Below are 26,942 nucleotides of genomic sequence, written 5' to 3'. Positions count from 1 at the left end.
AGGGCCGCGGAGGGTGCGCCGGGGGGAAGTGGAACGAGGGGCCCGCGCTTGTAGCGCATTCGTCGCGGATCGTGGGGAGCCTCGCTGAAAGGTCCCCCGCACGTGGCGGAAGTGGGCAAAACCCGGACGCAGTCGGAGTCGCACGCCTAGGCTTCGAGTTGTGCCTGGCGTGTCCGGCCGGGTCCTTGTTGTCGACGACAACAAGGTCATCCGGCAGCTAATCAGGGTCAACCTTGAGCTAGAGGGGTTCGAGGTCGTGACCGCGGCTGATGGTGTCGAGTGCCTGGAGATCGTGCATCGCGTAAGGCCCGACGTGGTCACCCTCGACGTGGTGATGCCCCGTCTCAACGGGTTGCTCACCGCTGCTCGACTGCGGGATGACGTGCGTACTCGACACCTTCCCCTCGCCATCGTCAGCGCTTGCACGCAGTCGGATGTCGACAGCGGGCAGTCTGCCGGTGTTGATGCGTTCCTCGCGAAACCCTTCGAGCCCGCCGAGCTGGTGCGGCTCGTACGACAACTCGTGCGACAGGCCGCCGGTCATGAGGCGGGGGAGGAAGGTGACGACGACGGCGGCCCCGGATCTGGGCCGTCTGAAGGTCTTGAGCCCGTCGTTCGGCCCGGTGGTTGAACCGTTACTGCCCCAGCCGTCGGGTTGCGTGACCGTGACGGTGTGCGGCGGCTGCCGTGCGCGGAGCGCGGCTGAACGTGTCCGTGATCACTTGAACCCCTGCCGCCTCACCTGTGTAGTACCGCTCGCCGAGCAGGCCGCCCCCGGCCCCGATGGCGAAGGCGCGTCGGGAAACCCGTTCGCTAAGCCTCCCCCCTTCTCCCATACGCTTGCCCCGTGACCCCCGCACAGCTCTCTCGCACCGTGGTGCACGTCGTGCGTTCCGCCGTTCAGGCTGGTGAGCTGTCCCTGCCGGATAACGCCCTCGCGGCGCTGGTCGCCGAGGCCGGGGGAGCCGACGGTGGCGCGCGGCGGGGGATCGTACGGGTGCCGCCCCGGCCCGGTTGTGGGGACTTCGCCTCGCATGTCGCCCTGCGGCTCGCCGCCGCCTCCGGGCTGGCGCCCCGGGACGTCGCGGAGGTGTTGCGGCGCCGGCTGGCCGAGCAGCCCGGGATCGAGCGGGTCGAGGTCGCCGGGCCCGGCTTCGTGAACATCACCGTGGCCGCCGGGGCGCACGCCGGGCTCGTACGGGAGGTGCTCGCGCAGGGAGCGGCGTACGGGCAGGGCGACGGGCTCGTCGGGACGAGGCTGCGGCTGCGGTACCAGGACGGGCCGCGGGGCGCGCTGTTCGCCGAGGTCATCGCGCGGTTGGTCACCGCGTGTGGGGGCGAGGTCGATGTGCTGCCCAGCGGCGGAGGGGCCGCCTCCCTCGCCGCCACTTCCACCCCCGCCAGCGGCGCCGGGCCCTCCACCGAGACCGTCCTCCTCTCCGTGCGCGAGCCGGGGAGCACGCTGGACCAGCTCGTGGAGTCGCTGGGGCGGGACGGTGCGCGGTGGGCATTGCTGAGCGCCGCCGCGCATGACGCTCCGCACTGCGATCCGAGCGAGGTGCTGGCGCAGCGGGAGAGCAACCCGTTGTTCCGCGTGCGGTACGCCCACGCGCGGGTCCGCGCGCTGCTGCGCAACGGCCGCGACCTGGGCGTCGAGCCCGACCCCGACGGTCCCTTCGACCCCGACGGTCCCGCCGACGCCAACGCCGACGCCGCTACCCATGCCGTCGACGACCCGGCCGCCCGCGCCCGTGGGGCCCTGCTCGCCCTGCTGGCCGACTATCCGCGGGTGGTCGAGGCCGCCGCGCGGCGGCATGCTCCGGATCGGTTGGCGCGGGAGCTGACGGCCGTCGCCGACGCCTTCTTCCGCTTCCACGACGGCTGCGCCCCGCTGCCGCGCGGCGAGGAGAAACCCTCGGCCGCGCACCGCGCCCGGCTGGCCACCGCCGAAGCCGCCGGAACGGTGCTGGCAAACGGCCTGAACCTGCTCGGCATCTCCGCTCCCGCCCACCTCTGAGCCGACTGAGTCGCTGTAGGAGACCTGAGAACCATGAGTCGATCCGCTCACCCCGCCGGGCCCCGGCACGCCGACGTGCTGCCCGAGGGCCACTACTTCGCGCCGCCCGCCGACCTCAACGCCCTCGACCCCAAGGTGTGGGCCCGCACGGTGACCCGTACCGACACCGGCGCGGTCAGCGTGGGTGGGCTCGATGTGCGGGCGCTCGCCGAGGAGTTCGGCACGCCGGCGTACGTCCTGGACGAGAGCGACTTCCGGGCCCGCTGCCGGGCCTGGCACCAGGCGTTCGGGGGCGAGGCCGACGTGTTCTACGCGGGCAAGGCGTTCCTCTCCCGGGCCGTCGTGCGGTGGCTGCACGAGGAGGGGCTCAACCTCGACGTGTGTTCCGCCGGCGAGCTGGCCACGGCGCTGGCCGCGGGGATGCCCGCCGAGCGCATCGCGCTGCACGGCAACAACAAGTCCACCGAGGAGATCCGGCGGGCCGTCGAGGCGGGCGTCGGGCGGATCGTGCTGGACTCGTTCCAGGAGATCGTGCGCGTCGCGCACATCGCCGAGCGGCTCGGCAAGCGCCAGCGCGTGCAGATCCGGGTCACCGTCGGCGTCGAGGCGCACACCCACGAGTTCATCGCGACCGCGCACGAGGACCAGAAGTTCGGCATCGCGCTGGCCGGCGGCCAGGCGGCCGAGGCGGTGCGTCGGGCGCTCAAGCTGGACGGCCTCGAGCTGATCGGCATCCACTCGCACATCGGCTCGCAGATCTTCGACATGGCCGGTTTCGAGGTCTCCGCGCGCCGCGTCGTGCAACTGCTCGCCGACATCCGCGACGAGCACGGCGTCGAGCTGCCCGAGATCGACCTCGGCGGCGGCCTCGGCATCGCGTACACCTCGGACGACGACCCGCGCGAGCCGCACGAGATCGCGGCCTCGCTGACCAGCATCGTCACGCGCGAGTGCCAGGCCGCGGGGCTCGCGGTGCCGCGGATCTCGGTCGAGCCGGGGCGGGCCATCGTGGGGCCGACGGCGTTCACGCTGTACGAGGTCGGCACGGTCAAGGTGCTGGAGGGCCTGCGTACGTATGTCAGCGTCGACGGCGGCATGTCGGACAACATCCGTACGGCGCTCTACGACGCCGAGTACTCGGTTTCGCTCGTTTCGCGCGCTTCCGACGCTGAGCCGATGTTGGTCCGGGTGGTCGGCAAGCACTGTGAGTCCGGCGACATCGTCGTACGTGACGCGTTCCTGCCCGCCGACGTCGCGCCCGGCGATCTGATCGCGGTGCCCGCCACCGGCGCCTACTGCCGCTCGATGGCCAGCAACTACAACCACGCGCTGCGGCCCCCGGTGGTCGCCGTGAACGACGGGGCGGCCCGGGTCATCGTGCGGCGGGAGACCGAGGAGGACCTGATGAGGCTCGACGTCGGGTGACAATTGAGGGGCGGCAGCGGGTCAGCCCCGTGCGCGGAAGCGCGGTATGCCGACAGACGAAATAGACATCTCGGATACTGGACGGGTGACGGGAACTCCCGTCCAGTGAGTGAGACTGGTGCCGACGTATGTGCGGTAAAAGCAGAGGAAACGAGGTCGGATGATGCGTACGCGTCCGTTGAAGGTGGCGCTGCTGGGCTGCGGTGTGGTCGGCTCAGAGGTGGCGCGCATCATGACGACGCACGCGGACGACCTCACGGCGCGCATCGGGGCCCCGGTGGAGTTGGCCGGCATTGCGGTGCGCCGCCCGGGCCGGGTGCGCGCCGGCGTGCCCGCCGAGCTGATCACCACCGACGCGACGGCGCTGGTCAAACGCGGTGACATCGATGTGGTCATCGAGGTCATCGGCGGCATCGAGCCGGCCCGCACCCTCATCACCACCGCCTTCGAGCACGGCGCCAGCGTCGTGTCGGCCAACAAGGCGCTGCTCGCCGAGGACGGAGCCGCGCTGCACGCCGCGGCCGAGGAGCGGGGCGCCGACCTCTACTACGAGGCGGCCGTCGCCGGCGCCATCCCGCTGGTCCGCCCGCTGCGCGAGTCGCTGGCCGGGGACACCGTGAACCGGGTGCTCGGCATCGTCAACGGCACCACCAACTTCATCCTCGACAAGATGGACACGAGCGGCGCCGGGTATTCCGAGGCGCTCGACGAGGCCACCGCGCTCGGCTACGCGGAGGCCGACCCGACGGCCGACGTCGAGGGATTCGACGCCGCCGCCAAGGCCGCGATCCTGGCCGGTATCGCCTTCCACACCCGGGTACGCCTGGATGACGTGCACCGCGAGGGCCTCACCGAGGTGACGGCCGCGGACATCGCGTCCGCGAAGCGGATGGGGTGCACCGTGAAGCTGCTCGCGATCTGCGAGCGGGCCGGCGACGGCCGCTCGGTCACCGCGCGGGTGCACCCGGCGATGATCCCGCTCAGCCACCCGCTGGCCTCCGTCCGCGAGGCGTACAACGCGGTCTTCGTGGAGGCCGAGGCCGCGGGACAGTTGATGTTCTACGGGCCCGGGGCCGGCGGCGCGCCCACCGCGTCGGCGGTCCTCGGCGACCTGGTCGCCGCCTGTCGCAACCGACTGGCCGACACCACGGGCCCCGGCGAGTCCGCGTACACGCGGCTTCCCGTCAGCCCCATGGGCGAGGTGGTCACGCGCTACCACATCAGTCTCGACGTCGCCGACAAGCCGGGTGTCCTCGCTCAGGTCGCCCAGGTCTTCGCCGAGCACGGCGTCTCCATCGACACCGTCCGCCAGCAGGGCAAGGACGGTGAGGCGTCACTGGTCGTGGTGACGCACCGGGCGCCGGACGCGGCGCTTTCGGCCACCGTGGAGACGCTTCGGCAGCTCGACACGGTACGCGGCGTCGCGAGCATCATGCGGGTTGAAGGGGAGTAACGAAAGCAATGTCCGCAAACATCAGCGCTCGGCAGGGCACCCATCAGTGGCGCGGGGTCATCGAGGAGTACCGGGACCGGCTCCCGGTCGGCGAGCACACGCCGGTGGTGACACTGCGCGAGGGCGGCACGCCGCTGGTCCCCGCGCAGGTGCTCTCCGAGCGCACCGGGTGTGAGGTTCATCTCAAGGTCGAGGGTGCGAACCCGACCGGGTCCTTCAAGGACCGCGGCATGACGATGGCCATCACCCAGGCCAAGGAGGCCGGCGCCAAGGCCGTCATCTGCGCCTCCACGGGCAACACCTCCGCCTCGGCCGCGGCGTACGCGGTGCGCGCCGGGATGGTGTGCGCTGTCCTGGTGCCGCAGGGCAAGATCGCGCTCGGCAAGATGGGCCAGGCCCTGGTGCACGGCTCGCGCATCCTGCAGGTGGACGGCAACTTCGACGACTGCCTCACGCTGGCGCGCGAACTGTCCGAGAAGTACCCGGTGGCACTGGTGAATTCGGTCAATCCGGCGCGTATCGAGGGCCAGAAGACCGCCGCGTTCGAGGTGGTCGACGCGCTCGGGGACGCCCCCGACATCCACGTGCTGCCGGTCGGCAACGCGGGCAACATCACCGCGTACTGGAAGGGCTACCAGGAGTACGCCGCCGCGTCCCCGCAGGGTCACGCGGCCGTCTCCTCCCGTACGCCGCGCATGTGGGGCTTCCAGGCGTCCGGCTCGGCGCCGATCGTGCGGGGTGAGCCGGTCAAGGACCCGCACACCATCGCCACCGCGATCCGCATCGGGAACCCGGCCTCCTGGGAGCAGGCCGAGCGGGCCCGCGACCAGTCGGGCGGCTTCATCGACGAGGTGACCGACCGTCAAATCCTGGCCGCCTACCGGCTGCTGGCCGCGCAGGAGGGCGTCTTCGTGGAGCCCGCGTCGGCCGCCAGCGTGGCCGGGCTGCTCAAGGCCGCCGAGCAGGGCAAGGTCGATCCGGGGCAGCGCATCGTCTGCACGGTCACCGGCAACGGCCTCAAGGACCCGGACTGGGCGGTGGCGGGCGCGCCGCAGCCGGTCACCGTGGCGGTGGACGCGGACGCCGCGGCCGGCAGCCTCGGGCTGGCCTGACGCCTGGCCGGAACCTGGCGTAACCTTGGGTAAGCGGTGGCCGCGGGCTGGGCGACGGTCTTGCGGAATACCCGTTAATTCCCTTGGTTTTATCCCGCTGGACAGTGATAAGCGGGGATAACGGAGCACGGGACGGCTCACGACACGCATCGTGCGCCTCCCGTGCGCCCTATGTCGCCACAGAACCTTCCTTCGATAGGCTGTACTGAATCCGCCCCGTCGCAGAGCACCCGCCGCTGAGCAATCGGCTCGGTGCGGCATTGCCGAAACGGCCCTCGCGGTGTTCCGTACTTCTTCGATAAACCGCAGCCCGCACACCGCAGCCCGCACACACTTGTCGTCACACATCCGCAGTCACACAAGGAGAGTCATCGAGCGATGGCCGGTCCAGCGTTCCGTGCCGCCGCCGTCCGGGTGCGCACCCCTGCCACCAGCGCCAATCTCGGCCCCGGCTTCGACGCCCTCGGCCTGGCCCTGGGTCTGTACGACGACGTGGTCGTCCGGGTCGCCGACGCCGGGCTGCACATCGACATCGCGGGGGAGGGCGCGGAGACCGTGCCGCGCGACGAGAACCACCTGCTCGTACGCTCCCTGCGGGCCGCGTTCGACCTGCTCGGCGGCCAGCCCCGGGGCCTGGAGCTGGTGTGCGCCAACCGCATTCCGCACGGCCGCGGGCTCGGCTCGTCCGCCGCGGCGATCTGCGCGGGCATCGTGGCCGCGCGCGCGGTGACGATAGGCGGCGCCGAGCGGCTCGGCGACGAGGCCCTCCTTGAGCTCGCGACCGAGCTCGAAGGCCACCCGGACAACGTCGCGGCCTGCCTGTACGGCGGTTTCACGCTGTCGTGGATGGACGGCGGCGTAGCGCGGGCCATCCGCATGACGCCGGCGGATTCCATCGTTCCGGTGGTCTTCGTGCCCGCTCGCGCCGTATCGACGGAAACCGCCCGCGGGCTGCTGCCGCGCACCGTCCCGCACGTGGACGCCGCGGCCAACGCGGGACGCGCCGCGCTGCTGGTCGAGGCGCTGACCAGGCGCCCCGAGCTGCTGCTGACCGCGACCGAGGACCGGCTGCACCAGGAGTACCGCGCGCCGGCCATGCCGGAGAGCGTGACCCTGGTCAACCGGTTGCGCGCCGACGGCGTCCCCGCGGTCATCTCCGGTGCGGGCCCCACGGTGCTCGCACTGGCCGAGAGCGGTGCGGCCGACAAGGTCGCACGCCTGGCGGGCGAGGGGTGGGCGGCCAACCGGCTGGCCCTCGACGCGGGGGGTGCGAGCGTCCTGCCGCTCGCCTGACACACGGGGCCGGGGGGCCACCCCGGGCCTGGCTGAAATGCGATTGCCGGACTTGGAGAGGGGGAATGTTTGTTGGAGCCGGTAGTGTTAACCTCAAGTCTGCACCTGCAGCCTTTTGGACTGTTGCAAAGGCGCAGTGCTCACCGTCCCCATTCGGGACCACCCTTCTTCCGGGAGCCTCCCCAACTGCCTGAGCAGCCTGCCTGAGCAGTTTTGAGCACGCTCCGGAATCGGCGTGGCGGATCTGAGTGATACGTCTCTACCGTGCGCCGGACCCAGCACCGATCTTTCCGCCGTCCTGGCGGACCACCGCCCCGGCCCAGTCCACGTGGTACGGACCACAGCCGGACAGCACAACCGGTCGCCGAGCCAGACAGGCCGACGCCCGCTCCAGGGAAGGACCCTTCGTGAGCGACACCACCGATCTGATGGGCGTGAACGCCTCCGGCAACACCGACAACTCCGTCGGCAATGCCGCCGCGCCCGCCACGGACGCTCCCGCCGCGCCTGCCACCGGTGCCACTGCTAGTGCCCCCCGGCGGCGCCGTTCCGGTACCGGCCTTGACGCCATGGTCCTGGCGGAGCTCCAGCAGCTCGCCTCCAGCCTCGGCATCAAGGGCACCGCGCGGATGCGGAAGAGCCAGTTGATCGAGGTCATCAAGGAGAAGCAGGCCAGTTCCGGTGCCGCCAAGAGCACCGAGACCACGCCCGCCGCCGAGGCGCCGGCCAAGCCGAAGCGCCGCACGACCTCCAAGGCCCGTACGGGCGAGGGAGCCGACAAGCAGCCCGAGAAGGCGGCCGAGCAGGCCCCCGCTCAGCAGCAGATCGACATCCCCGGCCAGCCGGTCAGCGACGAGGCCCCGGTCAGCGAGCGCCGCCGGCGCCGCGCCACCTCCCAGGCGGGCAGCCCGGACGGCGCCGAGCAGGCCGCTGACACGCAGCCCGACGGCCAGGCCCAGGGCAAGTCCGACGCCAAGCAGGACACCCGCTCCGAAGCCAAGGGCGAGGCGGGCCACGCCGACGGCGGCGACGGCAAGCCCGCCAAGGGCGAGCGAGGCGACCGTGGCGAGCGCGGCCAGAAGGGCGACCGTCGGGAGCGCGGCAACCAGCGCGACCGCGGCGAGCGCGGTGACCGTGGCGAACGCGGTGACCGTGGCGAGCGCGGCGAGCGCGAGGGCCGGCGCGGCAAGAACGACGACGGCGGCCAGGGTGGCCGCCAGCAGCGCGAGGGCCGTGGCCAGAGCCAGCAGCGCGCTGACGACGACGGCGAGGACTTCGAGGGCGGCCGGCGCGGTCGGCGCGGGCGCTACCGCGACCGGCGCGGGCGCCGCGGTCGCGAGGACTTCGGCAACGAGCCGCAGGTCGCCGAGGACGACGTACTGATCCCGGTCGCGGGCATCCTGGACATCCTCGACAACTACGCGTTCATCCGTACCTCCGGCTACCTGCCGGGCCCGAACGACGTGTACGTCTCGCTGGCCCAGGTCCGTAAGAACGGCCTGCGCAAGGGCGACCACGTCACCGGCGCCGTGCGGCAGCCGCGCGAGGGCGAGCGGCGCGAGAAGTTCAACGCGCTGGTGCGGCTCGACTCGGTCAACGGCATGGCGCCCGAGACCGGCCGCGGCCGTCCCGAGTTCGGCAAGCTCACCCCGCTGTACCCGCAGGACCGGCTGCGCCTCGAGACCGAGTCCGGCGCGCTGACCACGCGGATCATCGACCTGGTGACGCCGATCGGCAAGGGCCAGCGTGGCCTGATCGTGGCCCCGCCGAAGACCGGCAAGACCATGATCATGCAGGCGATCGCCAACGCGATCACGCACAACAGCCCCGAGTGCCACCTCATGGTCGTCCTCGTGGACGAGCGGCCCGAAGAGGTCACCGACATGCAGCGGTCGGTCAAGGGCGAGGTCATCTCCTCGACCTTCGACCGCCCGGCCGAGGACCACACCACCGTCGCCGAGCTGGCCATCGAGCGGGCGAAGCGGCTGGTGGAGCTGGGGCACGACGTCGTGGTGCTGCTCGACTCCATCACGCGTCTGGGCCGTGCCTACAACCTCGCGGCGCCGGCCTCCGGGCGCATCCTGTCCGGTGGTGTGGACTCCACCGCGCTCTACCCGCCGAAGAAGTTCTTCGGCGCCGCGCGGAACATCGAGGACGGCGGCTCGCTGACCATCCTGGCCACCGCGCTGGTCGACACCGGCTCGCGCATGGACGAGGTGATCTTCGAGGAGTTCAAGGGCACCGGCAACATGGAGCTCAAGCTCGACCGCAAGCTCTCCGACAAGCGGATCTTCCCGGCGGTGGACGTGGACGCGTCCTCCACGCGTAAGGAGGAGATCCTGCTCGGCAGCGAGGAGCTGGCGATCGTCTGGAAGCTGCGCCGGGTGCTGCACGCGCTGGACTCGCAGCAGGCCATCGAGCTGCTGTTGGACAAGATGAAGCAGACCAAGTCCAACGCCGAGTTCCTCATGCAGATCGCCAAGACCACGCCCGCACCGGGCAACGGCAACGACTGACGCTCCACCCAGTCGTCCACCGCGCGCCGCTCACGCGGCGCGACCGGGCGCCCCAGCCCTCCCGCCGGCCAGCCGGCACCGGAGAGCGGCGCCCACGGGCTTCGGGCCCCTTGCGTACCGCACGCGGTACGGAAGGGGCCCTTCCGCGTGCCGGGCGCACGCCGGCGGCGCCGCGTACGCCGTCGGGCACGGGATATCGCCACACCACGTCACCGGGCGTCAAACATCGGTGACCGGGTCGATTCGCCGATCCGCTGAGACGTGGAGCACAGCGATTCCCGGCCATCCGGCGGGCAACCGTCGCGCTGAGGCTCACGAAACAGCAGGTGAACGGGGTCCTGGCCGGCGTGGAAGCGGGCTCGGGAGCCGAACGACGGCCGAAATTCCCGAGGGCGACGCTATGCAACCCTGGCGCCCGAGCCCTCGTCTGACTAGTCACGACGGGGCGCGCCAGAAGCATGGCGGGCAGGGGGTAGCGGAACCACCGAGGACTGAGGAGCCCATGGCGGACGAGAGCAACAGCGTGTCGGCGGGTCGGCGCCGCCATGGCCGAAAGGCCACCGGTCGACGCCGCAAGGCGCCGAGCAAGCGACGCCGGGCCCTGGTGGCCACCGCGTGGGTCGCCGCGGCCCTCGTGCTGTTCGGCGGTGGGACGCTCGGATACCTCTACTACAAGCTCAACGGCAACCTGACGGGCGTCGACATCAACGCCGCCCTGGGCACCGAACGCCCCGAGGACGTCGACAACGGCTCGATGGACATCCTCGTCCTCGGCTCGGACTCGCGGGCCGGCAAGAACGACAAGTACGGCAAGGACGAGGGCGGCGCCCGCTCCGACACCGCGATGATCGTGCACGTCCACGAGGGCCGGAAGAAGGCCAGCGTCGTCAGCATCCCGCGCGACACCCTCATCGAGCGGCCCTCGTGCACCAAGGACGGCGAGGAGACGCCGGCGGCGAAGCGGGTGATGTTCAACACCGCGTACGAGGTCGGCGGCCCGGCGTGTGCCGTCAAGACGGTCGAGTCGATCACCAGCATCCGCATGGACCACTACCTCGAGGTCGACTTCTCCGGCTTCAAGGACCTCATAGACCGGCTCGGCGGCGTGGACATCACCACCACCAAGCCCATCAAGGACAAGAAGAGCCACCTCGACCTGGAGCCGGGCGACCACACCCTGGACGGCGAACAGTCGCTCGGCCTGGTCCGCACCCGGCACGGCGTCGGCGACGGCACGGACCTGGGGCGGATCGCGCTCCAGCAGGCGTTCGTCAAGGCCCTGATCGACCAGATCAAGGACGTCAACGTCTTCGGCAACCCGAAGAAGCTCTACGACCTGGCCGACACCTCCACCAAGGCGCTGACCACCGACTCCGAGCTGGCCTCGGTCGACAAGCTGCTGGGCTTCTCCCGCGGCCTCAAGGGCATCGACTCCAAGCACATGACGATGGTGACGCTGCCCGTGGTCTACGACACGATCGACATCAACCGCGTGGTGCCGCTGACCGAGCAGGCGAACCAGGTGTGGCAGGCGCTGCTGGCCGACAAGCCGATCCCCAAGTCGGCGACGAAGGGCTCGGTCGGCGACCCGCCGGACGCGGGCAAGGTCGTCGGCGGCGACAAGGGCGACGCCGATCCGGGCGACGGCTCCGCCGAGCCGCGCTCCAGCGCGACGCCGACCCCGTCGCTGACCAGGGCCATCGCCCAGGGCTGAGCACGAGGGACAGCGGTCGGCCCACCCCCGCCGGCCCACCCCGCGCGGCCCCCACGGGCCCTCCCCGGCCCCGCTCCGTACGCCTCCGCAACCCGCTCGCGGGGGCTTGTCCGTGCCCGCGCGGGGTGGGCGGAATACCTGGCGGGTCGGTCTCGTTTTGGGAGATACGGCCAGTGCTGGCAGACTGGTCCGTCGGCTCCGGTTCACGTCAGGCAGCCCTCCCTCCGACCCGCCCATCGGGTCGAAGGGGCCCAGCGACCCGGTGCCCTCCCGAAAACTAGGAGATTCCCTTGAAGCGCGACATCCACCCCGAGTACGTCGAGACCCAGGTGAGCTGCACCTGTGGCGCGTCGTTCACCACTCGCAGCACCATGACCGGTGGCAGCATCCGTGCTGACATCTGCTCCGAGTGCCACCCGTTCTACACGGGCAAGCAGAAGATCCTCGACACGGGTGGCCGCGTGGCCCGCTTCGAGGCCCGCTTCGGCAAGAACGCCGGGTCCGCCAAGAAGTAGCGACCCAACCGGCGCCGGTTCCCGGCCGCCCCGACCGGGGTGGCCGAGGACCGGCGTTCTGTCGTAGCGGCCACCTCGCTACCCAGCCCGCGCCCGCCGGCGCCCGGCCTGCCCCACCCCCACCCAGCACCCCTTGCGGAGAAACGAGTCCCGATGTTCGAGGCGGTCGAGGAACTGATCGGCGAACACGCCGACCTCGAGAAGCGGCTCGCCGACCCCGCGGTCCACGGCGACCAGCGGGAAGCGATGCGGCTGAACAAGCGGTACGCGGAGCTGACCCCGATCATCGCCACGTACCGCGACTGGAAGCGCGCCGGCGACGACATCGAGGCCGCCCGCGAACTGGCCGCCGACGACCCGGACTTCGCCGACGAGGTCAAGGAGCAGGAGCAGCTCCGCGAGCGGCTCACCGAGAAGCTGCGACTGCTGCTCGTGCCCCGCGACCCGAGCGACGACAAGGACGTCATCCTGGAGGTCAAGGCGGGCGAGGGCGGCGAGGAGTCCGCGCTGTTCGCCGGCGACCTGCTGCGCATGTACCTGCGCTACGCCGAGCGCGTCGGCTGGAAGACCGAGATCATCGAGGCCAACGAGTCCGACCTCGGCGGCTACAAGGACGTCCAGGTGGCCGTCAAGACCAAGGGCGGCGGCGGTGCCACCGAGCCCGGCCAGGGCGTGTGGGCGCGACTGAAGTACGAGGGCGGGGTGCACCGCGTGCAGCGCGTGCCCGCCACCGAGTCGCAGGGCCGCATCCACACCTCGGCCGCCGGCGTGCTCGTCACCCCCGAGGCCGAGGAGGTCGAGGTCGAGATCGGGCCGAACGACCTGCGCATCGACGTGTACCGCTCGTCCGGCCCCGGCGGCCAGTCCGTCAACACCACCGACTCCGCGGTGCGCATCACCCACCTGCCCACCGGCATCGTGGTCTCGTGCCAGAACGAGAAGAGCCAGCTCCAGAACAAGGAGCAGGCACTGCGTATCCTGCGCTCACGGCTTCTGGCCGCGGCGCAGGAGGAAGCCGAGCGCGAGGCGTCCGACGCGCGCCGCAGCCAGGTCCGTACGGTGGACCGGTCCGAGCGCATCCGCACGTACAACTTCCCGGAAAACCGGATCTCCGACCACCGTGTCGGCTTCAAGGCGTACAACTTGGACCAGGTGCTCGACGGCGAACTGGACGCGGTCATCCAGGCGTGTGTCGACGCCGACTCCGCGGCCAAGCTGGCCGCCGCCCAGTAGGAGGGCCCGTGCAGCAGTCACCCGGGGGGCGCCCCCCGAATCCGCGGTCCGTGCTGCTCGCTGAGGTGGCGCAGGCCACCCAGCGACTGGCCGACGCGGGTGTGCCATCGCCGCGCTTCGACGCGGAGGAACTCGCCGCGTTCGTGCACGGCGTCAAGCGGGGCGAGCTGCACGCCGTCGCCGACGCGGACTTCGACGCCCGGTACTGGGAGGCCGTCGCCCGCCGCGAGGCGCGCGAGCCGCTCCAGCACATCACCGGGCGCGCCTTCTTCCGCTACCTCGAACTCCACGTGGGGCCCGGCGTGTTCGTGCCCCGGCCGGAGACCGAGTCGGTGGTCGGCTGGGCCATAGACGCGGTCCGTGCCATGGACGTCGTCGAGCCGCTCATCGTCGACCTGTGCACGGGCTCCGGGGCCATCGCCCTCGCCCTCGCCCAGGAGGTGCCGCGCTCCCGCGTGCACGCCGTGGAGCTGGACGAGGGCGCGCTCCAGTGGGCCCGCAAGAACGTCGAGGGCTCCCGCGTCGTCCTGCACCACGGGGACGCCCTCACCGCGCTCCCCGAACTCGACGGCCAGGTCGACCTGGTGATCAGCAACCCGCCGTACGTCCCGCTCACCGAGTGGGAGTACGTCGCCCCCGAGGCCCGCGACCACGACCCCTCGCTCGCGCTGTTCTCCGGCGAGGACGGCCTTGACACCATCCGCGGCATCGAGCGCACCGCACACCGGCTGCTGCGCCCGGGCGGCGTCGTCGTCGTGGAGCACGCCGACACCCAGGGCGGCCAGGTGCCGTGGATCTTCACCGAGGAGCGGGGGTGGGCGGACGCCGCGGACCACCCCGACCTGAACAACCGTCCCCGATTCGCCACGGCGCGCCGGGCCATGCCATGACGGGTGTCATGGCGAGCGAGTGCCCGCGCAGCGCAGCCGCGGCGCGCCGCGCGAGGGCGCGGCAGACATTGGTCCGTTACGAGGAGGTCCGTTAAATGGCTCGGCGATACGACTGCGGTGACGCGACCGACCGCAAGACCGGCCTGCGCGAGGCCGCGTCCGCGATCCGCCGCGGTGAACTGGTCGTGCTGCCCACCGACACCGTGTACGGGGTCGGGGCCGACGCCTTCAGCGCGGAGGCCGTGGCCGATCTGCTGGCGGCCAAGGGCCGCGGGCGCGGCATGCCCTCACCCGTCCTCGTGGGGTCCCCGAACACGCTGCACGGCCTGGTCACGGACTTCTCCGAGCAGGCGTGGGAACTGGTGGACGCGTTCTGGCCGGGCGCGCTCACGCTGGTGGCCCGCCACCAGCCGTCGCTGACCTGGGACCTGGGGGAGACCCGGGGCACGGTCGCGGTGCGGATGCCGCTGCACCCGGTGGCGATCGAGCTGCTGACCGAGTTCGGGCCGATGGCCGTCTCCAGCGCCAACCTGACCGGTCACCCCTCGCCGCAGGACTGCGACGCGGCCCAGGACATGCTCGGCGACTCCATCTCGGTCTACCTCGACGCCGGGCCGACGCCGGCCGCCGTGCCGTCCTCCATCGTGGACGTGACCGGCAAGGTGCCGGTGCTGCTGCGCGCGGGCGCCCTCAGCGCTGACCAACTGCGCGAGGTCGTGCCCGATCTTGAGGTGGCCAATTGACGTCCCCCCACGGGCGTGGCATAGCGGACGGTGACCTCCCCCGCGACGGTGGCCAGGGCCACGGCGCGGGCGCCTTTCGCATCCTCCACGTCAGCACCGGCAACGTGTGCCGCTCGCCCATCACCGAGCGGCTGAACCGGCACGCCCTGGCGCACCGGCTCGGCGACCCGTACATCGGCGGCCTCGTCGTGGAGAGCGCGGGCACCTGGGGCCACGAGGGCGCGCCGATGGAGGCGCACGCCGCCACCGTGCTGGCCGACTTCGGCGCGGACCCGGACGGCTTCCTCGGCCGCGAACTCCTCGACGAGCACGTCATCCGCGCCGACCTGGTCCTGACCGCCACCCGCGACCACCGGGCCCAGGTCATCTCCATGGGGCACTCAGCCGGCCTGCGCACCTTCACGCTCAAGGAGTTCACCCGGCTGGTGCGAGCCATAGACCCCGCGACGCTGCCCGACCCCGAGCAGGCCGGCGGCGTGGTCGAGCGCGCCCGCGCCCTGGTGCGGGCCGCCGCCGCGCTGCGCGGCTGGCTGCTGGCCCCGAACGAGGAGGCGGACGAGGTGCACGACCCGTACGGGGCGCCCATCACGTTCTTCCGCAGCATCGGCGACGAGATCAACCAGGCCCTCGACCCGGTGGTCACGGCCCTGACCGGGGTGCCGGCCCCCGCCTAGCCCGCGCCCAGGGCGACCCGCCGTCCGGGCCCGCCCGTCCGGGCCGCGCCGCTCGGGCCGACACCGCTCGGGCCGCGGGCATGGCCGCCCCCGCCGGCGGCCCCGCGCCGCCGCGCGGGGGTGTGCGGGCGCGTGCCGCCGCGCGAGCGCCGGCCGGGACAACCGGGGCACCCCTCGCCCCGTACGGGCGATACGGCAGCGCACAGCGGCCCGGGCGCCCACCGCCCGCGGGGCGCGCGCCGGTCCGCTCCCGTGGCGGCGAACCACCCCGGGCGGCGCACACACCGGGCAGTCGCGGCACGGCGGCCCTACATTGGGCCTTACGCCCCTCTCGCCCGGAAGGTTCGCCATGCCGGTCAGCGCCACGTCCTTGCCACAGACCCCCTGGGGAAACGACCTCGACGCGCTGCGCCGGGTCGATCCGGAGATCGCCGGGGTGCTGCTCGGCGAGGTCGAGCGGCAGTCCGACGGGCTGCAACTCATCGCGGCCGAGAACTTCACCTCCCGCGCCGTGCTGGCCGCGCTCGGCTCGCCGCTGGCCAACAAGTACGCCGAGGGCTACCCCGGCGCCCGCCACCACGGCGGCTGCGAGCTGGTGGACCTCGCCGAGCGGATCGCCATCGACCGGGCCAAGGCGCTGTTCGGCGCCGAGCACGCCAACGTCCAGCCGCACTCCGGGTCCTCCGCCGTACTGGCCGCGTACGCCGCGCTGCTGCGCCCGGGCGACACGGTCCTGGCGATGGGCCTGCCGCACGGCGGGCACCTCACGCACGGCTCGTCGGCGAACTTCTCCGGCCGCTGGTTCGACTTCGTCGGCTACGGACTGGATCGCGCCACCGGCCTCATCGACTACGACCAGGTCCGCGCCCTGGCCCTGGCCCACCGTCCCAAGGCCATCGTCTGCGGCTCGATCTCCTACCCCCGGCACCCGGACTACGCCGCCTTCCGGGAGATCGCCGACGAGACGGGTGCCTACCTCATCGCCGACGCGGCCCACCCCATCGGCCTGGTGGCCGGCGGCGCGGCGCCCAATCCGGTGCCGTACGCGGATGTGGTCTGCGCCACCACCCACAAGGTGTTGCGCGGGCCGCGCGGTGGCTTGATCTTGTGCAACGCCGCGCTGGCCGAACGCATCGACCGGGCGGTCTTCCCGTTCACCCAGGGCGGCGCGCAGATGCACACCGTGGCCGCCAAGGCGGTCGCCTTCGCGGAGGCCGCGACGGCCGACTTCGTCGCGTACGCGCACCGCGTCGTCGACAACGCGCGCGTGCTGGCCTGGGCGCTGGACGGCCTCGGGCTCGGCCTGCTGACCGGGGGCACCGACACCCATCTGATCAGCGCCGACGTCACGGGTCTCGGCCTCGACGGGCGCACCGCGCGCGGCCGGCTCGCCGCCGCCGGCATCGTGCTCGACACCTGCGCGCTGCCCCAGCCCGGGCAGGCGGCCGGGTACGTGAAGGGCCTGCGGCTGGGCACCGCCGCGGTCACCACGCAGGGCATGGCGGAGGCCGAGATGGAGCGGGTCGGGGAGCTGATCGGGGCGGCCCTGCGGGAGGACGGGGCGGTCCGCGCGGAGGTCGCGGAACTGGCCGGGAGCTTTCCCCCCTACCCGGCCGCGACCGAACCCCGGATCGGCGACGGGAACCACTGACGCCCGCCGTGCGTCTGTCTTGAAGTTCACAGAACAAGGTCGGACGCGCATAGGGTGTGGGGCTGTGATGGCCAGCGAAACCTCTGGGGCAGCCCGTGCGTGAATACCTGCTGACGCTGTGTGTCACGGCTGCGGTCACCTATCTGCTCACCGGCCCGGTGCGGAAGTTCGCCATCGCGGCCGGGGCGATGCCCGAGATCCGCGCCCGGGACGTACACCGCGAACCCACCCCGCGACTTGGCGGGATCGCGATGTTCGGCGGGCTGTGCGCGGGTCTGCTCGTCGCCGCGCACCTGACCAACCTCAAGAGCGTCTACGAGATCTCCAACGAGCCGCGCGCGCTGCTCTCGGGCGCCGGGCTGATCTGGCTGCTGGGCGTGCTGGACGACAAGTGGGGCGTGGACGCGCTGGTCAAGCTGGGCGGCCAGATGATCGCCGCCGGCGTGATGGTCCTCCAGGGCCTGACCATCCTGTGGATTCCGGTGCCCGGCGTCGGCACCGTCTCGCTCACCCCCATGCAGGGCACGCTGCTGACGGTGGCGCTCGTGGTCATCACCATCAACGCCGTCAACTTCGTCGACGGACTCGACGGCCTGGCATCCGGCATGGTCTGCATCGCGGCCACGGCGTTCTTCATGTACGCCTACCGGATGTGGTTCGGCTACGGCGTGGAGGCCGCGGCCCCGGCGACGCTGTTCGCGGTGATCCTGATGGGCATGTGCCTCGGGTTCCTGCCGCACAACATGCACCCGGCGCGCATCTTCATGGGCGACTCGGGCTCGATGCTGATCGGCCTGGTCATGGCCGCGGGCGCGATCTCGATCACCGGCCAGGTCGACCCGGACCTGCTCAACTCGTCGGCGGGCTCGGAGCGGGCCGCGGTGCACGCGATGGTGCCGGTCTACATCCCGCTGCTGCTGCCGCTGACGGTGATCGCGGTGCCCATCGCCGACCTGGTGCTGGCCATCGTGCGACGCACCTGGAACGGCCAGTCGCCGTTCGCCGCCGACCGCGGGCACCTGCACCACCGGCTCCTGGAGATCGGCCACTCGCACAGCCGCGCGGTGCTCATCATGTACTTCTGGTCCGCGCTGATCGCCTTCGGCGCCGTGGCCTACTCGGTCAACTCCGCGAGCGTGTGGGTGGTCCTGGCGATCGCCGCGCTGAGCGGTGTCGGCCTGGTGCTCCTGCTGCTGCCGCGGTTCACGCCGCACGCGCCGCGCTGGGCGGAGAGCCTGTTCCCGCCCCGCTACCGGCGCGGCCGGCGCCGTGGCGCGCACGCCGTGAACCAGGCCCCGGAGGGCGACCCCGCGGCCCGGTCGGAGGCCGGGGACGACGGGGGCGAGGAGCGGGAGCCGGTGCCCAGCGGGTTCCACGGCGCGACCGCCGTCGGCGACCGTTCGCGGCTGCCGCAGCGGCGCAAGATCAGCACGCACCGCTGATCCGGAGCCGCGCGCTCCGGGGGCCGCGTGGGTGCCCGCGCGGTACGGAATGCGAGGATGCGCACGGCATGGTGTGGGTGCCCCGCGTGGGTCCGCCCGCATCGTGCCTGGTGACCCGGGGTGTCGCTCACATACCAGACTTGCTCGCTGACGTCAGTTGGACGTGACGTAAGTAACTCTTTCGTGTGACGGCCGGCACACTTTGTAGGTAAAGACCTCATCAAATAGTTTGTGATACCGTTCACGAAACCCGGTGCACAGATCCCATGCGGAGATCTCAAGGACCCCAGTGCGAAGGTCCTTTGGGTCCCAGGTCATCCCTTGCCCCGGGCTACGCTCGTCCATGACGACGCCCGCCCTCTCGCCCAGCCGGAGCTGCCGCCATGCAGTCGAATGACGCCCGAATCCTCCTCCATACCGCCGCACCCACCGCTGCCGTCGGCGCCCTCGCCGTGGCGGCCAGCGCCGTGTTCGCGGGCGGCAAGGGGGCGATCGGTGCTGTCTTCGGCGTCGTGCTGGTGATTCTGCTCATGGGAATGGGACTGGGTGTCCTGCAGTGGGTCGCCAAATCCCTTCCGCTGCTCTTTCAGGGCATTGGACTCGTGTTGTACGTGGTCCAGCTTCTGCTGATGGTGGTCTTTGTCGCCGTCTTCAAGAACGCCACGTTCTTCAATCCCCGGGCGTTCGCCATCACGTTGGTCGTCGCCACCGTCGTGTGGATCGGCGCCCAGGCTCGCGCGCACATGAAAGCCAAGATCTTCTACGTCGATCCGGCGGCCCCCGAGGCCCCGAAGTCAGAGACCGCAGGGTCCACGACGTGACACGTAGGGGCGGAATAAATGTCCGCGCGAGCGCCTGCTATCGTCCGGTGCCATCTGCGGCACAGCTGGCGCCGGCGGCTGAACTCCCGTATCTCCCGGGACGCAACCAGCGGCCATCGCGGCAGGTGCCAGCGATCCGCCCCGGCCCAGCGCCGACCAGCTGCCCCCTAATCCGTAAGACCAGTCCAGTGCCGTTCCGTGGCTCCGTGCCGCGCCGACACAACGAGGTTGCCGTACCCATGCGCCACGCTGAAGGAGCTCGCGGTGAGTTCTGACCAGATGCTCGCCTTCGAGACCGATTGCCACATCTTTGAGAAGGACGGGTGCGGCTTCCCGGCCCCAGGGCTTCACTCGTTCACCTTCGACCCGATCTTCACCGTCGGCAGCTTTGAGTTCAACAAGCCGATGCTGTTGGCGCTGCTCGGAACGGTAGCCATCGTCTGGTTCTTCTGGGCGGCCTTCGGAAAGGCCAAGGTCGTCCCGGGCAAGCTGCAGATGATTGGCGAGGCGGGATACGACTTCGTCCGCAAGGGCATCGTCTACGAGACCCTCGGCAAGAAGGAGGGCGAGAAGTACGTCCCCCTGATGGTCTCGCTGTTCTTCTTCGTATGGATCATGAACCTTTGGTCGATCGTCCCGGTGGCCCAGTTCCCGGTGACCTCGATCATCGCCTTCCCCGCCGCGCTGGCGCTCATCGTGTACGTGCTGTGGATGTACCTCACCTTCAGCAAGCACGGCTTCGTCGGCGGCATGAAGAACATCACCGGCTACGACAAGTCCCTTGGCGGGGTCCTGCCGCTGGTCATGTTCCTGGAGTTCATGTCCAACGTCCTCGTGCGGCCGTTCACGCACGCGGTCCGGCTCTTCGCGAACATGTTCGCCGGTCACCTGCTGCTGCTGATGTTCACGATCGCCAGCTGGTACCTGCTGAACGGGATCGGCATCGCCTACGCGGGCGTCTCGTTCGTGCTGACCATCGTGATGACCGCCTTCGAGCTCTTCATCCAGGCCGTCCAGGCGTACGTCTTCGTGCTGCTGGCCGCCACCTATGTGCAGGGCGCTCTCGCCGAGCACCACTGAGCACCCGCCTCCCCCAGTCCAATAGACGTCCGGTGGCCAACCCCCACCGGTCCGTGAAAGAGAAGGAAGAACCGGCATGTCCGCTCTCCAGACCATTGCTGCTGGTGTCGAACTCAAGGGCAACCTCGGCTCGATCGGTTACGGCCTCGCGGCCATCGGCCCCGGCGTCGGCGTCGGCATCATCTTCGGTAACGGCACCCAGGCCCTCGCCCGTCAGCCCGAGGCTGCCGGCCTGATCCGCGCCAACCAGATCCTCGGCTTCGCCTTCTGTGAGGCGCTCGCCCTGATCGGTCTGGTCATGCCGTTCGTCTACCCGACCAGCTGATCACGGCGTAAAGCCCAGTCGATTCGACGAAAGGCACTGATGTGAACGCCCTGGTACAGATGGCGTCCGAGGAGGCCGAGAACCCCCTCGTCCCGCCGATCCCAGAGCTCGTCATCGGCCTGATCGCCTTCGCAATCGTCTTCCTCTTCCTCGCCAAGAAGCTCCTCCCGAACATCAACAAGGTTCTGGAAGAGCGCCGGGCGTCGATCGAAGGCGGCATGGAGAAGGCCGAGGCCACCCAGGCCGAGGCGCAGCAGGTTCTCGATGACTACCGGGCCCAGCTCGCTGACGCCCGCCACGAGGCCGCGCGCCTGCGCCAGGAGGCGCAGGAGCAGGGCGCCGCGCTCATCGCCGAGATGCGCGCGGAAGGCCAGCGGCAGCGTGAGGACATCATCGCCGCCGGTCACGCCCAGATCGAGGCCGACCGCAAGCAGGCCGCGCTCTCGCTGCGCCAGGACGTGGGCAAGCTCGCCACCGAACTGGCCGGCAAGCTCGTGGGCGAGGCCCTTGAGGACAACGCCCGGCAGAGCCGCACCATCGACCGCTTCCTCGACGGACTCGAGGACAGCGCGACGAAGGCCGAGGCCACGCGATGAACGGAGCGAGCCGCGAGGCGCTGGCCTCCGCACGCGAGCGACTCGACGCGCTGACGGACAACACGTCCGTCGACGCGGCGAAGCTCGCCGAGGAGCTGGCCGCCGTCACCACGCTGCTCGACCGCGAGGTGTCACTGCGCCGGGCACTGACCGACCCGGCGCAGTCCGGCGAGGCCAAGGCCGACCTGGTGCGCCGGCTCGTCGGCGGCCAGCTCGGCGGCGAGTCCCTGGACCTGGTCTCCGGCATGGTCCGCTCCCGCTGGTCGCGCTCGCGTGACCTGGTGGACGCGATCGAGGAGCTGGCGGCCAGCGCCGACCTCATCGCCGCGCAGCGCGCCGGCGCGCTCGACGACGTGGAGGACGAGGTGTTCCGGTTCGGCCGGATCGTCTCCTCCTCCGCCGAACTGCGGGCCGCGCTGACCGCGAAGGCCGCTCACCAGGGCGCCAGGGCGGCTCAGGCCGAACTGCTGCGCTCGCTGCTCGGCGGTCGGGCCAACCCCGTCACCGAGCGGCTGGTGATCCGTCTTGTCACCCAGCCTCGGGGACGTAGCCTGGAAGCGGGTCTTGAAGCCCTCTCCAAGCTGGCCGCGGACCGTCGCAGCCGCGTGGTCGCCGTCGTCACCTCCGCGGTGCCGCTCTCTGACCAGCAGAAGCAGCGCCTGAGCGGTGCGCTCGCCCGGATCTACGGGCGTGCGGTGCACCTCAACCTCGACGTGGACCCGAGCGTCCTCGGCGGGGTGACGGTGCGCATCGGCGACGAGGTGATCAACGGCAGCATCGCGGACCGTCTCGACGAGGCGGCCCGTCGGATGGCCGGCTGATCAGCCACCAACTCAACAAGCATTGCTAGCGGCCCGAGTTGGGCCGACTGATGTCCTCTGGGGGGTAGCCCCCAGACCCCCCAGAAAAACTTCGGGCCCAACAAGGAGAGCAGGGAACCCAGATGGCGGAGCTCACGATCCGGCCGGAGGAGATCCGGGACGCACTGGAGAACTTTGTCCAGGCGTACACGCCGGACGCGGCCTCGCGCGAGGAGGTCGGTACGGTCAGCGTTGCCGGCGACGGCATCGCAAAGGTCGAGGGGCTGCCCTCGGCCATGGCGAACGAGCTGCTGAAGTTCGAGGACGGCACCCTTGGTCTCGCCCTCAACCTCGAGGAGCGCGAGATCGGCGCGGTCGTCCTCGGCGAGTTCAACGGCATTGAAGAGGGCCAGCCGGTCACGCGTACCGGCGAGGTCCTCTCGGTAGCCGTCGGCGAGGGCTACCTGGGTCGCGTCGTCGACCCGCTCGGCAACCCGATCGACGGCCTCGGCGAGATCGAGACCGAAAGCCGTCGCGCCCTGGAGCTGCAGGCTCCCGGCGTCATGGTGCGTAAGTCGGTGCACGAGCCGATGCAGACCGGCCTCAAGGCCGTCGACGCGATGACCCCGATCGGCCGCGGCCAGCGCCAGCTCATCATCGGTGACCGCCAGACCGGCAAGACCGCCCTGGCCGTCGACACGATCATCAACCAGCGGGACAACTGGCGCACCGGCGACCCCAAGAAGCAGGTCCGCTGCATCTACGTCGCCATCGGCCAGAAGGGCTCCACCATCGCCGGCGTGCGCGGCGCGCTGGAGGAGGCGGGCGCGCTGGAGTACACGACGATCGTCGCGGCTCCGGCCTCGGACCCGGCGGGCTTCAAGTACCTCGCCCCGTACACCGGCTCGGCCATCGGCCAGCACTGGATGTACCAGGGCAAGCACGTCCTGATCGTCTTCGACGACCTCTCGAAGCAGGCCGACGCCTACCGCGCCGTGTCCCTGCTGCTGCGTCGCCCGCCGGGCCGCGAGGCCTACCCGGGTGACGTCTTCTACCTGCACTCGCGGCTCCTGGAGCGTTGCGCCAAGCTCTCGGACGAGCTGGGTGCCGGCTCGATGACGGGTCTGCCGATCGTCGAGACGAAGGCCAACGACGTGTCGGCGTTCATCCCGACCAACGTCATCTCCATCACCGACGGCCAGTGCTTCTTGGAGTCCGACCTGTTCAACGCGGGCCAGCGGCCGGCGCTGAACGTCGGTATCTCGGTCTCCCGAGTCGGTGGCTCGGCCCAGCACAAGGCCATGCGCCAGGTCTCGGGTCGCCTCCGCGTGGACCTCGCCCAGTTCCGCGAGCTGGAGGCGTTCGCCGCCTTCGGTTCCGACCTGGACGCGGCCTCGAAGGCGTCGCTGGAGCGCGGTAAGCGCATGGTCGAGCTGCTCAAGCAGGGCCAGTACGCGCCGTACTCCACCGAGGACCAGGTCGTCTCGATCTGGGCCGGTACCTCCGGCAAGATGGACGACGTGCCGGTCGCGGACATCCGTCGCTTCGAGCGCGAGCTGCTTGACTACCTGCACCGGGAGCACAAGGACCTGCTGACGTCGATCCGCGAGGGCGGCAAGATGTCGGACGACACGCTCCAGGCGGTTGCCGAGGCCATCGCCTCCTTCAAGCGGCAGTTCGAGACCTCGGACGGCAAGCTGCTGGGTGAGGGCTGAGCATGGGCGCCCAGGTACGGGTATACAAGCGCCGCATCAAGTCCGTCACCGCCACCAAGAAGATCACCAAGGCGATGGAGATGATCTCCGCGTCACGGATCGTGAAGGCACAGCGTCAGGTCGACGCCTCCACGCCGTACGCGAACGAGCTCACCCGCGCCGTGACGGCGGTTGCCACCGGTTCCAACACCCGGCACCCGCTGACCACCGAGGTGGAGCGCCCGACGCGGGCCGCCGTGCTGCTCATCACGAGCGACCGCGGTCTGGCCGGCGGCTACTCCTCCAACGCCATCAAGGCGGCCGAGCAGCTCACCGAGCGGCTCACCGCCGAGGGCAAGGAGGTGCTGCCGTACATCGTCGGTCGCAAGGGTGTGGCCTACTACAGCTTCCGTGGCCGTGCGGTCACGAAGTCGTGGACGGGCTTCACGGACAACCCGACGTACGCGGACGCCAAGACGGTCGCGGGCCCGCTGATCGAGGCCGTGACCACCGAGACGGCCGAGGGCGGTGTCGATGAGCTGCACATCATCTTCACCGAGTTCGTGTCGATGATGACGCAGACGCCGGTCGACGTCCGGCTGCTGCCGCTGAGCATCGACGAGGCCACCGAGCACGCGGAGAAGGCGGGCGCCGGCAAGGACCAGATCCTGCCGCTGTTCGACTTCGAGCCGTCGGCCGAAGAGGTTCTCGACGCGCTGCTGCCGCGGTACGTCGAGAGCCGGATCTACAACGCGCTGCTCCAGTCGGCCGCCTCCAAGCACGCCGCCACGCGCCGTGCGATGAAGTCGGCGACCGACAACGCGGAAGAACTCATCAAGTCGCTCACGCGGCTTGCCAATGCGGCCCGCCAGGCCGACATCACCCAGGAAATCAGCGAGATCGTCGGTGGCGCGAGCGCCCTGGCCGACGCGACCGCGGGGAGTGACTGATATGACCACCACTGTTGAGCCGACCGCTCCTGCCGGCGTGGCCACTGGCCGCGTCGCGCGGGTCATCGGCCCGGTCGTCGACGTGGAGTTCCCCGTCGACGCGATGCCGGAGATCTACAACGCGCTGACCGTCGAGGTCGCCGACCCGGCCGAGGACGGCAAGCTCAAGACGCTGACCCTCGAGGTCGCCCAGCACCTGGGTGAGGGCGTCATCCGCGCCATCTCGATGCAGCCGACCGACGGCCTGGTCCGTCAGGCCGCGGTGACCAACACCGGCAACGGCATCACGGTGCCCGTCGGTGACATCACCAAGGGCAAGGTGTTCAACACCCTCGGCCAGATCCTCAACGAGCCCGAGGCCGAGAAGGACGTCACCGAGCGCTGGCCCATCCACCGCAAGGCGCCGGACTTCGACCAGCTCGAGTCGAAGACCGAGATGTTCGAGACCGGCCTGAAGGTCGTCGACCTGCTGACCCCGTACGTCAAGGGCGGCAAGATCGGTCTGTTCGGCGGCGCCGGCGTCGGCAAGACCGTCCTCATCCAGGAAATGATCATGCGTGTGGCCAAGCTGCACGAGGGCGTTTCCGTGTTCGCCGGTGTCGGCGAGCGCACCCGTGAGGGCAACGACCTCATCGACGAGATGACCGACTCGGGCGTGCTGGACAAGACCGCGCTGGTCTTCGGCCAGATGGACGAGCCCCCGGGCACCCGTCTGCGCGTCGCGCTGGCCGGCCTCACCATGGCCGAGTACTTCCGCGACGTCCAGAAGCAGGACGTGCTGTTCTTCATCGACAACATCTTCCGCTTCACGCAGGCCGGCTCCGAGGTCTCCACGCTGCTCGGCCGCATGCCCTCCGCGGTGGGTTACCAGCCGAACCTGGCGGACGAGATGGGCCTCCTCCAGGAGCGCATCACCTCGACCCGTGGTCACTCCATCACCTCGATGCAGGCGATCTACGTCCCCGCCGACGACCTCACCGACCCGGCCCCGGCGACCACCTTCGCGCACCTCGACGCGACGACGGTGCTCTCCCGGCCGATCTCGGAGAAGGGCATCTACCCGGCGGTGGACCCGCTGGACTCGACGTCCCGCATCCTGGACCCGCGGTACATCTCGCAGGAGCACTACGACTGCGCCTCCCGCGTCAAGGGGATCCTGCAGAAGTACAAGGACCTGCAGGACATCATCGCGATCCTCGGCATCGACGAGCTCGGCGAGGAGGACAAGCTCACCGTCCACCGCGCCCGTCGTATCGAGCGCTTCCTGTCGCAGAACACCCACGCGGCGAAGCAGTTCACCGGTCTCGACGGCTCGGACGTCTCGCTGGACGAGTCGATCAGCGCGTTCAACTCGATCGCCGACGGTGAGTTCGACCACTTCCCCGAGCAGGCGTTCTTCATGTGCGGTGGCCTGGACGACCTCAAGGCCAAGGCCAAGGAGCTCGGCGTCGCCTGACGCCTGACGTAGTGGGAGGGACGGGTGTGGTCCCGTCCCTCCCGCCACGCCCACTAGAATTCGACCCAACATCCGGCGCACCCGCCGGGTGGAGACCCGAGGAGCCACGTTGGCTGCTGAGCTGCACGTCGAGCTGGTCGCTGCGGACCGGAGTGTCTGGTCCGGCGCGGCCACCTTGGTCATCGCGCGCACCACATCGGGTGACATCGGCGTCATGCCCGGCCACCAGCCGCTGCTCGGTGTGCTGGAGTCGGGCCCGGTGACCATTCGTACGAGCGACGGCGGGACGGTGATCGCCGCGGTGCACGGCGGGTTCATCTCGTTCGCCGACGACAAGCTGTCGGTGCTCGCGGAGATCGCGGAGCTGTCTGACGAGATTGATGTACAGCGTGCCGAGCGGGCGCTGGAGCGTGCCAAGTCGGAGGCGGACGACGCCGCCGAGCGGCGCGCCGAGGTCCGACTGCGCGCGGTGGCGGGCGCGCACTGAGCCAGCCACAGATACGTACGATCCTCAGCCGCGGGCACCGCTGGACCTCGATCCA

Annotated in this window: 24 protein-coding genes; all 24 read left to right on the top strand. The window is 70.6% G+C overall.

Annotated elements, in window-relative coordinates:
* Nucleotides 1-160: 160 nt before the first annotated feature.
* The 24 genes from AC3CHW_RS09315 (at nt 161) to AC3CHW_RS09200 (ending at nt 26,887) form a co-directional block, all read left to right on the top strand.
* Complete coding sequence (locus tag AC3CHW_RS09315) at nt 161-631, top strand: response regulator (protein WP_387594384.1); 471 nt, start codon at nt 161-163, stop codon at nt 629-631.
* Nucleotides 632-847: 216 nt separating this feature from the next.
* Complete coding sequence (gene nrtL, locus AC3CHW_RS09310) at nt 848-2,017, top strand: ArgS-related anticodon-binding protein NrtL (RefSeq protein WP_488470127.1); 1,170 nt, start codon at nt 848-850, stop codon at nt 2,015-2,017.
* Nucleotides 2,018-2,050: 33 nt separating this feature from the next.
* Entirely contained in the window at nt 2,051-3,442 is a 1,392-nt protein-coding gene (lysA, locus tag AC3CHW_RS09305) for a diaminopimelate decarboxylase (protein WP_488470126.1), read from the top strand.
* A 160-nt stretch (nt 3,443-3,602) separates the two neighbouring features.
* Nucleotides 3,603-4,895, top strand: coding sequence for a homoserine dehydrogenase (locus tag AC3CHW_RS09300; protein ID WP_176164135.1), 1,293 nt, complete (start codon nt 3,603-3,605; stop codon nt 4,893-4,895).
* An 8-nt stretch (nt 4,896-4,903) separates the two neighbouring features.
* The gene (gene thrC, locus AC3CHW_RS09295) at nt 4,904-6,007 is read left to right on the top strand and encodes a threonine synthase (RefSeq protein ID WP_398608893.1); all 1,104 of its coding nucleotides are present in this window, start codon (nt 4,904-4,906) and stop codon (nt 6,005-6,007) included.
* A gap of 378 nt (nt 6,008-6,385) precedes the next feature.
* Nucleotides 6,386-7,300, top strand: a complete 915-nt coding sequence (gene thrB, locus AC3CHW_RS09290; RefSeq protein WP_176164137.1) for a homoserine kinase — start codon at nt 6,386-6,388, stop codon at nt 7,298-7,300.
* 407 nt (nt 7,301-7,707) lie between these two features.
* Complete coding sequence (gene rho / locus AC3CHW_RS09285; protein WP_488470125.1) at nt 7,708-9,816, top strand: transcription termination factor Rho; 2,109 nt, start codon at nt 7,708-7,710, stop codon at nt 9,814-9,816.
* A gap of 502 nt (nt 9,817-10,318) precedes the next feature.
* On the top strand, nt 10,319-11,530 hold the full coding sequence (locus tag AC3CHW_RS09280) for an LCP family protein (RefSeq protein ID WP_488470124.1): 1,212 nt from the start codon (nt 10,319-10,321) through the stop codon (nt 11,528-11,530).
* A gap of 290 nt (nt 11,531-11,820) precedes the next feature.
* Complete coding sequence (rpmE, locus tag AC3CHW_RS09275; RefSeq protein ID WP_176164140.1) at nt 11,821-12,045, top strand: 50S ribosomal protein L31; 225 nt, start codon at nt 11,821-11,823, stop codon at nt 12,043-12,045.
* A 153-nt stretch (nt 12,046-12,198) separates the two neighbouring features.
* The gene (gene prfA, locus AC3CHW_RS09270; RefSeq protein ID WP_176164141.1) at nt 12,199-13,278 is read left to right on the top strand and encodes a peptide chain release factor 1; all 1,080 of its coding nucleotides are present in this window, start codon (nt 12,199-12,201) and stop codon (nt 13,276-13,278) included.
* Between the two features lie 8 nt (nt 13,279-13,286).
* Nucleotides 13,287-14,168 carry a peptide chain release factor N(5)-glutamine methyltransferase gene (gene prmC, locus AC3CHW_RS09265; RefSeq protein ID WP_277319909.1) on the top strand — a complete coding sequence of 294 codons (882 nt, stop codon included), beginning with the start codon at nt 13,287-13,289 and terminating at the stop codon, nt 14,166-14,168.
* A gap of 95 nt (nt 14,169-14,263) precedes the next feature.
* Nucleotides 14,264-14,911 carry an L-threonylcarbamoyladenylate synthase gene (locus AC3CHW_RS09260; protein WP_187063128.1) on the top strand — a complete coding sequence of 216 codons (648 nt, stop codon included), beginning with the start codon at nt 14,264-14,266 and terminating at the stop codon, nt 14,909-14,911.
* On the top strand, nt 14,908-15,585 hold the full coding sequence (locus tag AC3CHW_RS09255; protein WP_387594401.1) for an arsenate reductase/protein-tyrosine-phosphatase family protein: 678 nt from the start codon (nt 14,908-14,910) through the stop codon (nt 15,583-15,585). The genes AC3CHW_RS09260 and AC3CHW_RS09255 overlap by 4 nt, the downstream gene beginning before the upstream one ends.
* A 349-nt stretch (nt 15,586-15,934) precedes the next feature.
* A complete protein-coding gene (locus AC3CHW_RS09250) occupies nt 15,935-17,236 on the top strand; it encodes a serine hydroxymethyltransferase (RefSeq protein WP_488470123.1) in 1,302 nt (433 codons plus the stop codon).
* 95 nt (nt 17,237-17,331) lie between these two features.
* Nucleotides 17,332-18,678, top strand: coding sequence for an MraY family glycosyltransferase (locus AC3CHW_RS09245; protein ID WP_488470122.1), 1,347 nt, complete (start codon nt 17,332-17,334; stop codon nt 18,676-18,678).
* 383 nt (nt 18,679-19,061) lie between these two features.
* The gene (locus AC3CHW_RS09240) at nt 19,062-19,499 is read left to right on the top strand and encodes a Cg1360 family ATP-synthase-associated protein (protein WP_187063125.1); all 438 of its coding nucleotides are present in this window, start codon (nt 19,062-19,064) and stop codon (nt 19,497-19,499) included.
* A gap of 279 nt (nt 19,500-19,778) precedes the next feature.
* On the top strand, nt 19,779-20,579 hold the full coding sequence (gene atpB, locus AC3CHW_RS09235) for a F0F1 ATP synthase subunit A (protein ID WP_187063133.1): 801 nt from the start codon (nt 19,779-19,781) through the stop codon (nt 20,577-20,579).
* A gap of 76 nt (nt 20,580-20,655) precedes the next feature.
* Nucleotides 20,656-20,904, top strand: a complete 249-nt coding sequence (locus tag AC3CHW_RS09230; protein ID WP_176164149.1) for an ATP synthase subunit c family protein — start codon at nt 20,656-20,658, stop codon at nt 20,902-20,904.
* Between the two features lie 41 nt (nt 20,905-20,945).
* Nucleotides 20,946-21,500, top strand: coding sequence for a F0F1 ATP synthase subunit B (locus AC3CHW_RS09225; RefSeq protein ID WP_176164150.1), 555 nt, complete (start codon nt 20,946-20,948; stop codon nt 21,498-21,500).
* A complete protein-coding gene (locus AC3CHW_RS09220; protein ID WP_398608888.1) occupies nt 21,497-22,321 on the top strand; it encodes a F0F1 ATP synthase subunit delta in 825 nt (274 codons plus the stop codon). Before AC3CHW_RS09225 ends, AC3CHW_RS09220 begins: the two co-directional genes overlap by 4 nt.
* 122 nt (nt 22,322-22,443) lie before the next feature.
* A complete protein-coding gene (gene atpA / locus AC3CHW_RS09215; protein ID WP_176164152.1) occupies nt 22,444-24,015 on the top strand; it encodes a F0F1 ATP synthase subunit alpha in 1,572 nt (523 codons plus the stop codon).
* 2 nt (nt 24,016-24,017) lie between these two features.
* Nucleotides 24,018-24,944: a F0F1 ATP synthase subunit gamma gene (locus AC3CHW_RS09210; RefSeq protein WP_488470121.1), complete on the top strand. Its 927-nt coding sequence runs from the start codon at nt 24,018-24,020 to the stop codon at nt 24,942-24,944.
* Between the two features lies 1 nt (nt 24,945).
* A complete protein-coding gene (gene atpD / locus AC3CHW_RS09205; protein WP_359325141.1) occupies nt 24,946-26,400 on the top strand; it encodes a F0F1 ATP synthase subunit beta in 1,455 nt (484 codons plus the stop codon).
* A gap of 109 nt (nt 26,401-26,509) precedes the next feature.
* Entirely contained in the window at nt 26,510-26,887 is a 378-nt protein-coding gene (locus AC3CHW_RS09200; protein ID WP_176164156.1) for a F0F1 ATP synthase subunit epsilon, read from the top strand.
* Nucleotides 26,888-26,942: the final 55 nt, after the last annotated feature.

The organism is Streptomyces sp. MGP-BFMKR1 (assembly GCF_057766585.1).
The sequence above is the reverse complement of the archived record's forward strand: the minus strand, read 5'-3'. Positions and strand labels throughout refer to the sequence as shown.

Coding starts and splice junctions, on each gene's coding strand:
- lysA (WP_488470126.1), top strand. CDS start 2,051: ATGAGTCGATCCGCTCACCCCGCCGGGCCCCGGCACGCCGACGTGCTG.
- AC3CHW_RS09300 (WP_176164135.1), top strand. CDS start 3,603: ATGATGCGTACGCGTCCGTTGAAGGTGGCGCTGCTGGGCTGCGGTGTG.
- thrC (WP_398608893.1), top strand. CDS start 4,904: ATGTCCGCAAACATCAGCGCTCGGCAGGGCACCCATCAGTGGCGCGGG.
- thrB (WP_176164137.1), top strand. CDS start 6,386: ATGGCCGGTCCAGCGTTCCGTGCCGCCGCCGTCCGGGTGCGCACCCCT.
- AC3CHW_RS09280 (WP_488470124.1), top strand. CDS start 10,319: ATGGCGGACGAGAGCAACAGCGTGTCGGCGGGTCGGCGCCGCCATGGC.
- prfA (WP_176164141.1), top strand. CDS start 12,199: ATGTTCGAGGCGGTCGAGGAACTGATCGGCGAACACGCCGACCTCGAG.
- AC3CHW_RS09260 (WP_187063128.1), top strand. CDS start 14,264: ATGGCTCGGCGATACGACTGCGGTGACGCGACCGACCGCAAGACCGGC.
- AC3CHW_RS09250 (WP_488470123.1), top strand. CDS start 15,935: ATGCCGGTCAGCGCCACGTCCTTGCCACAGACCCCCTGGGGAAACGAC.
- AC3CHW_RS09240 (WP_187063125.1), top strand. CDS start 19,062: ATGCAGTCGAATGACGCCCGAATCCTCCTCCATACCGCCGCACCCACC.
- atpB (WP_187063133.1), top strand. CDS start 19,779: ATGCTCGCCTTCGAGACCGATTGCCACATCTTTGAGAAGGACGGGTGC.
- AC3CHW_RS09230 (WP_176164149.1), top strand. CDS start 20,656: ATGTCCGCTCTCCAGACCATTGCTGCTGGTGTCGAACTCAAGGGCAAC.
- AC3CHW_RS09220 (WP_398608888.1), top strand. CDS start 21,497: ATGAACGGAGCGAGCCGCGAGGCGCTGGCCTCCGCACGCGAGCGACTC.
- atpA (WP_176164152.1), top strand. CDS start 22,444: ATGGCGGAGCTCACGATCCGGCCGGAGGAGATCCGGGACGCACTGGAG.
- AC3CHW_RS09210 (WP_488470121.1), top strand. CDS start 24,018: ATGGGCGCCCAGGTACGGGTATACAAGCGCCGCATCAAGTCCGTCACC.
- atpD (WP_359325141.1), top strand. CDS start 24,946: ATGACCACCACTGTTGAGCCGACCGCTCCTGCCGGCGTGGCCACTGGC.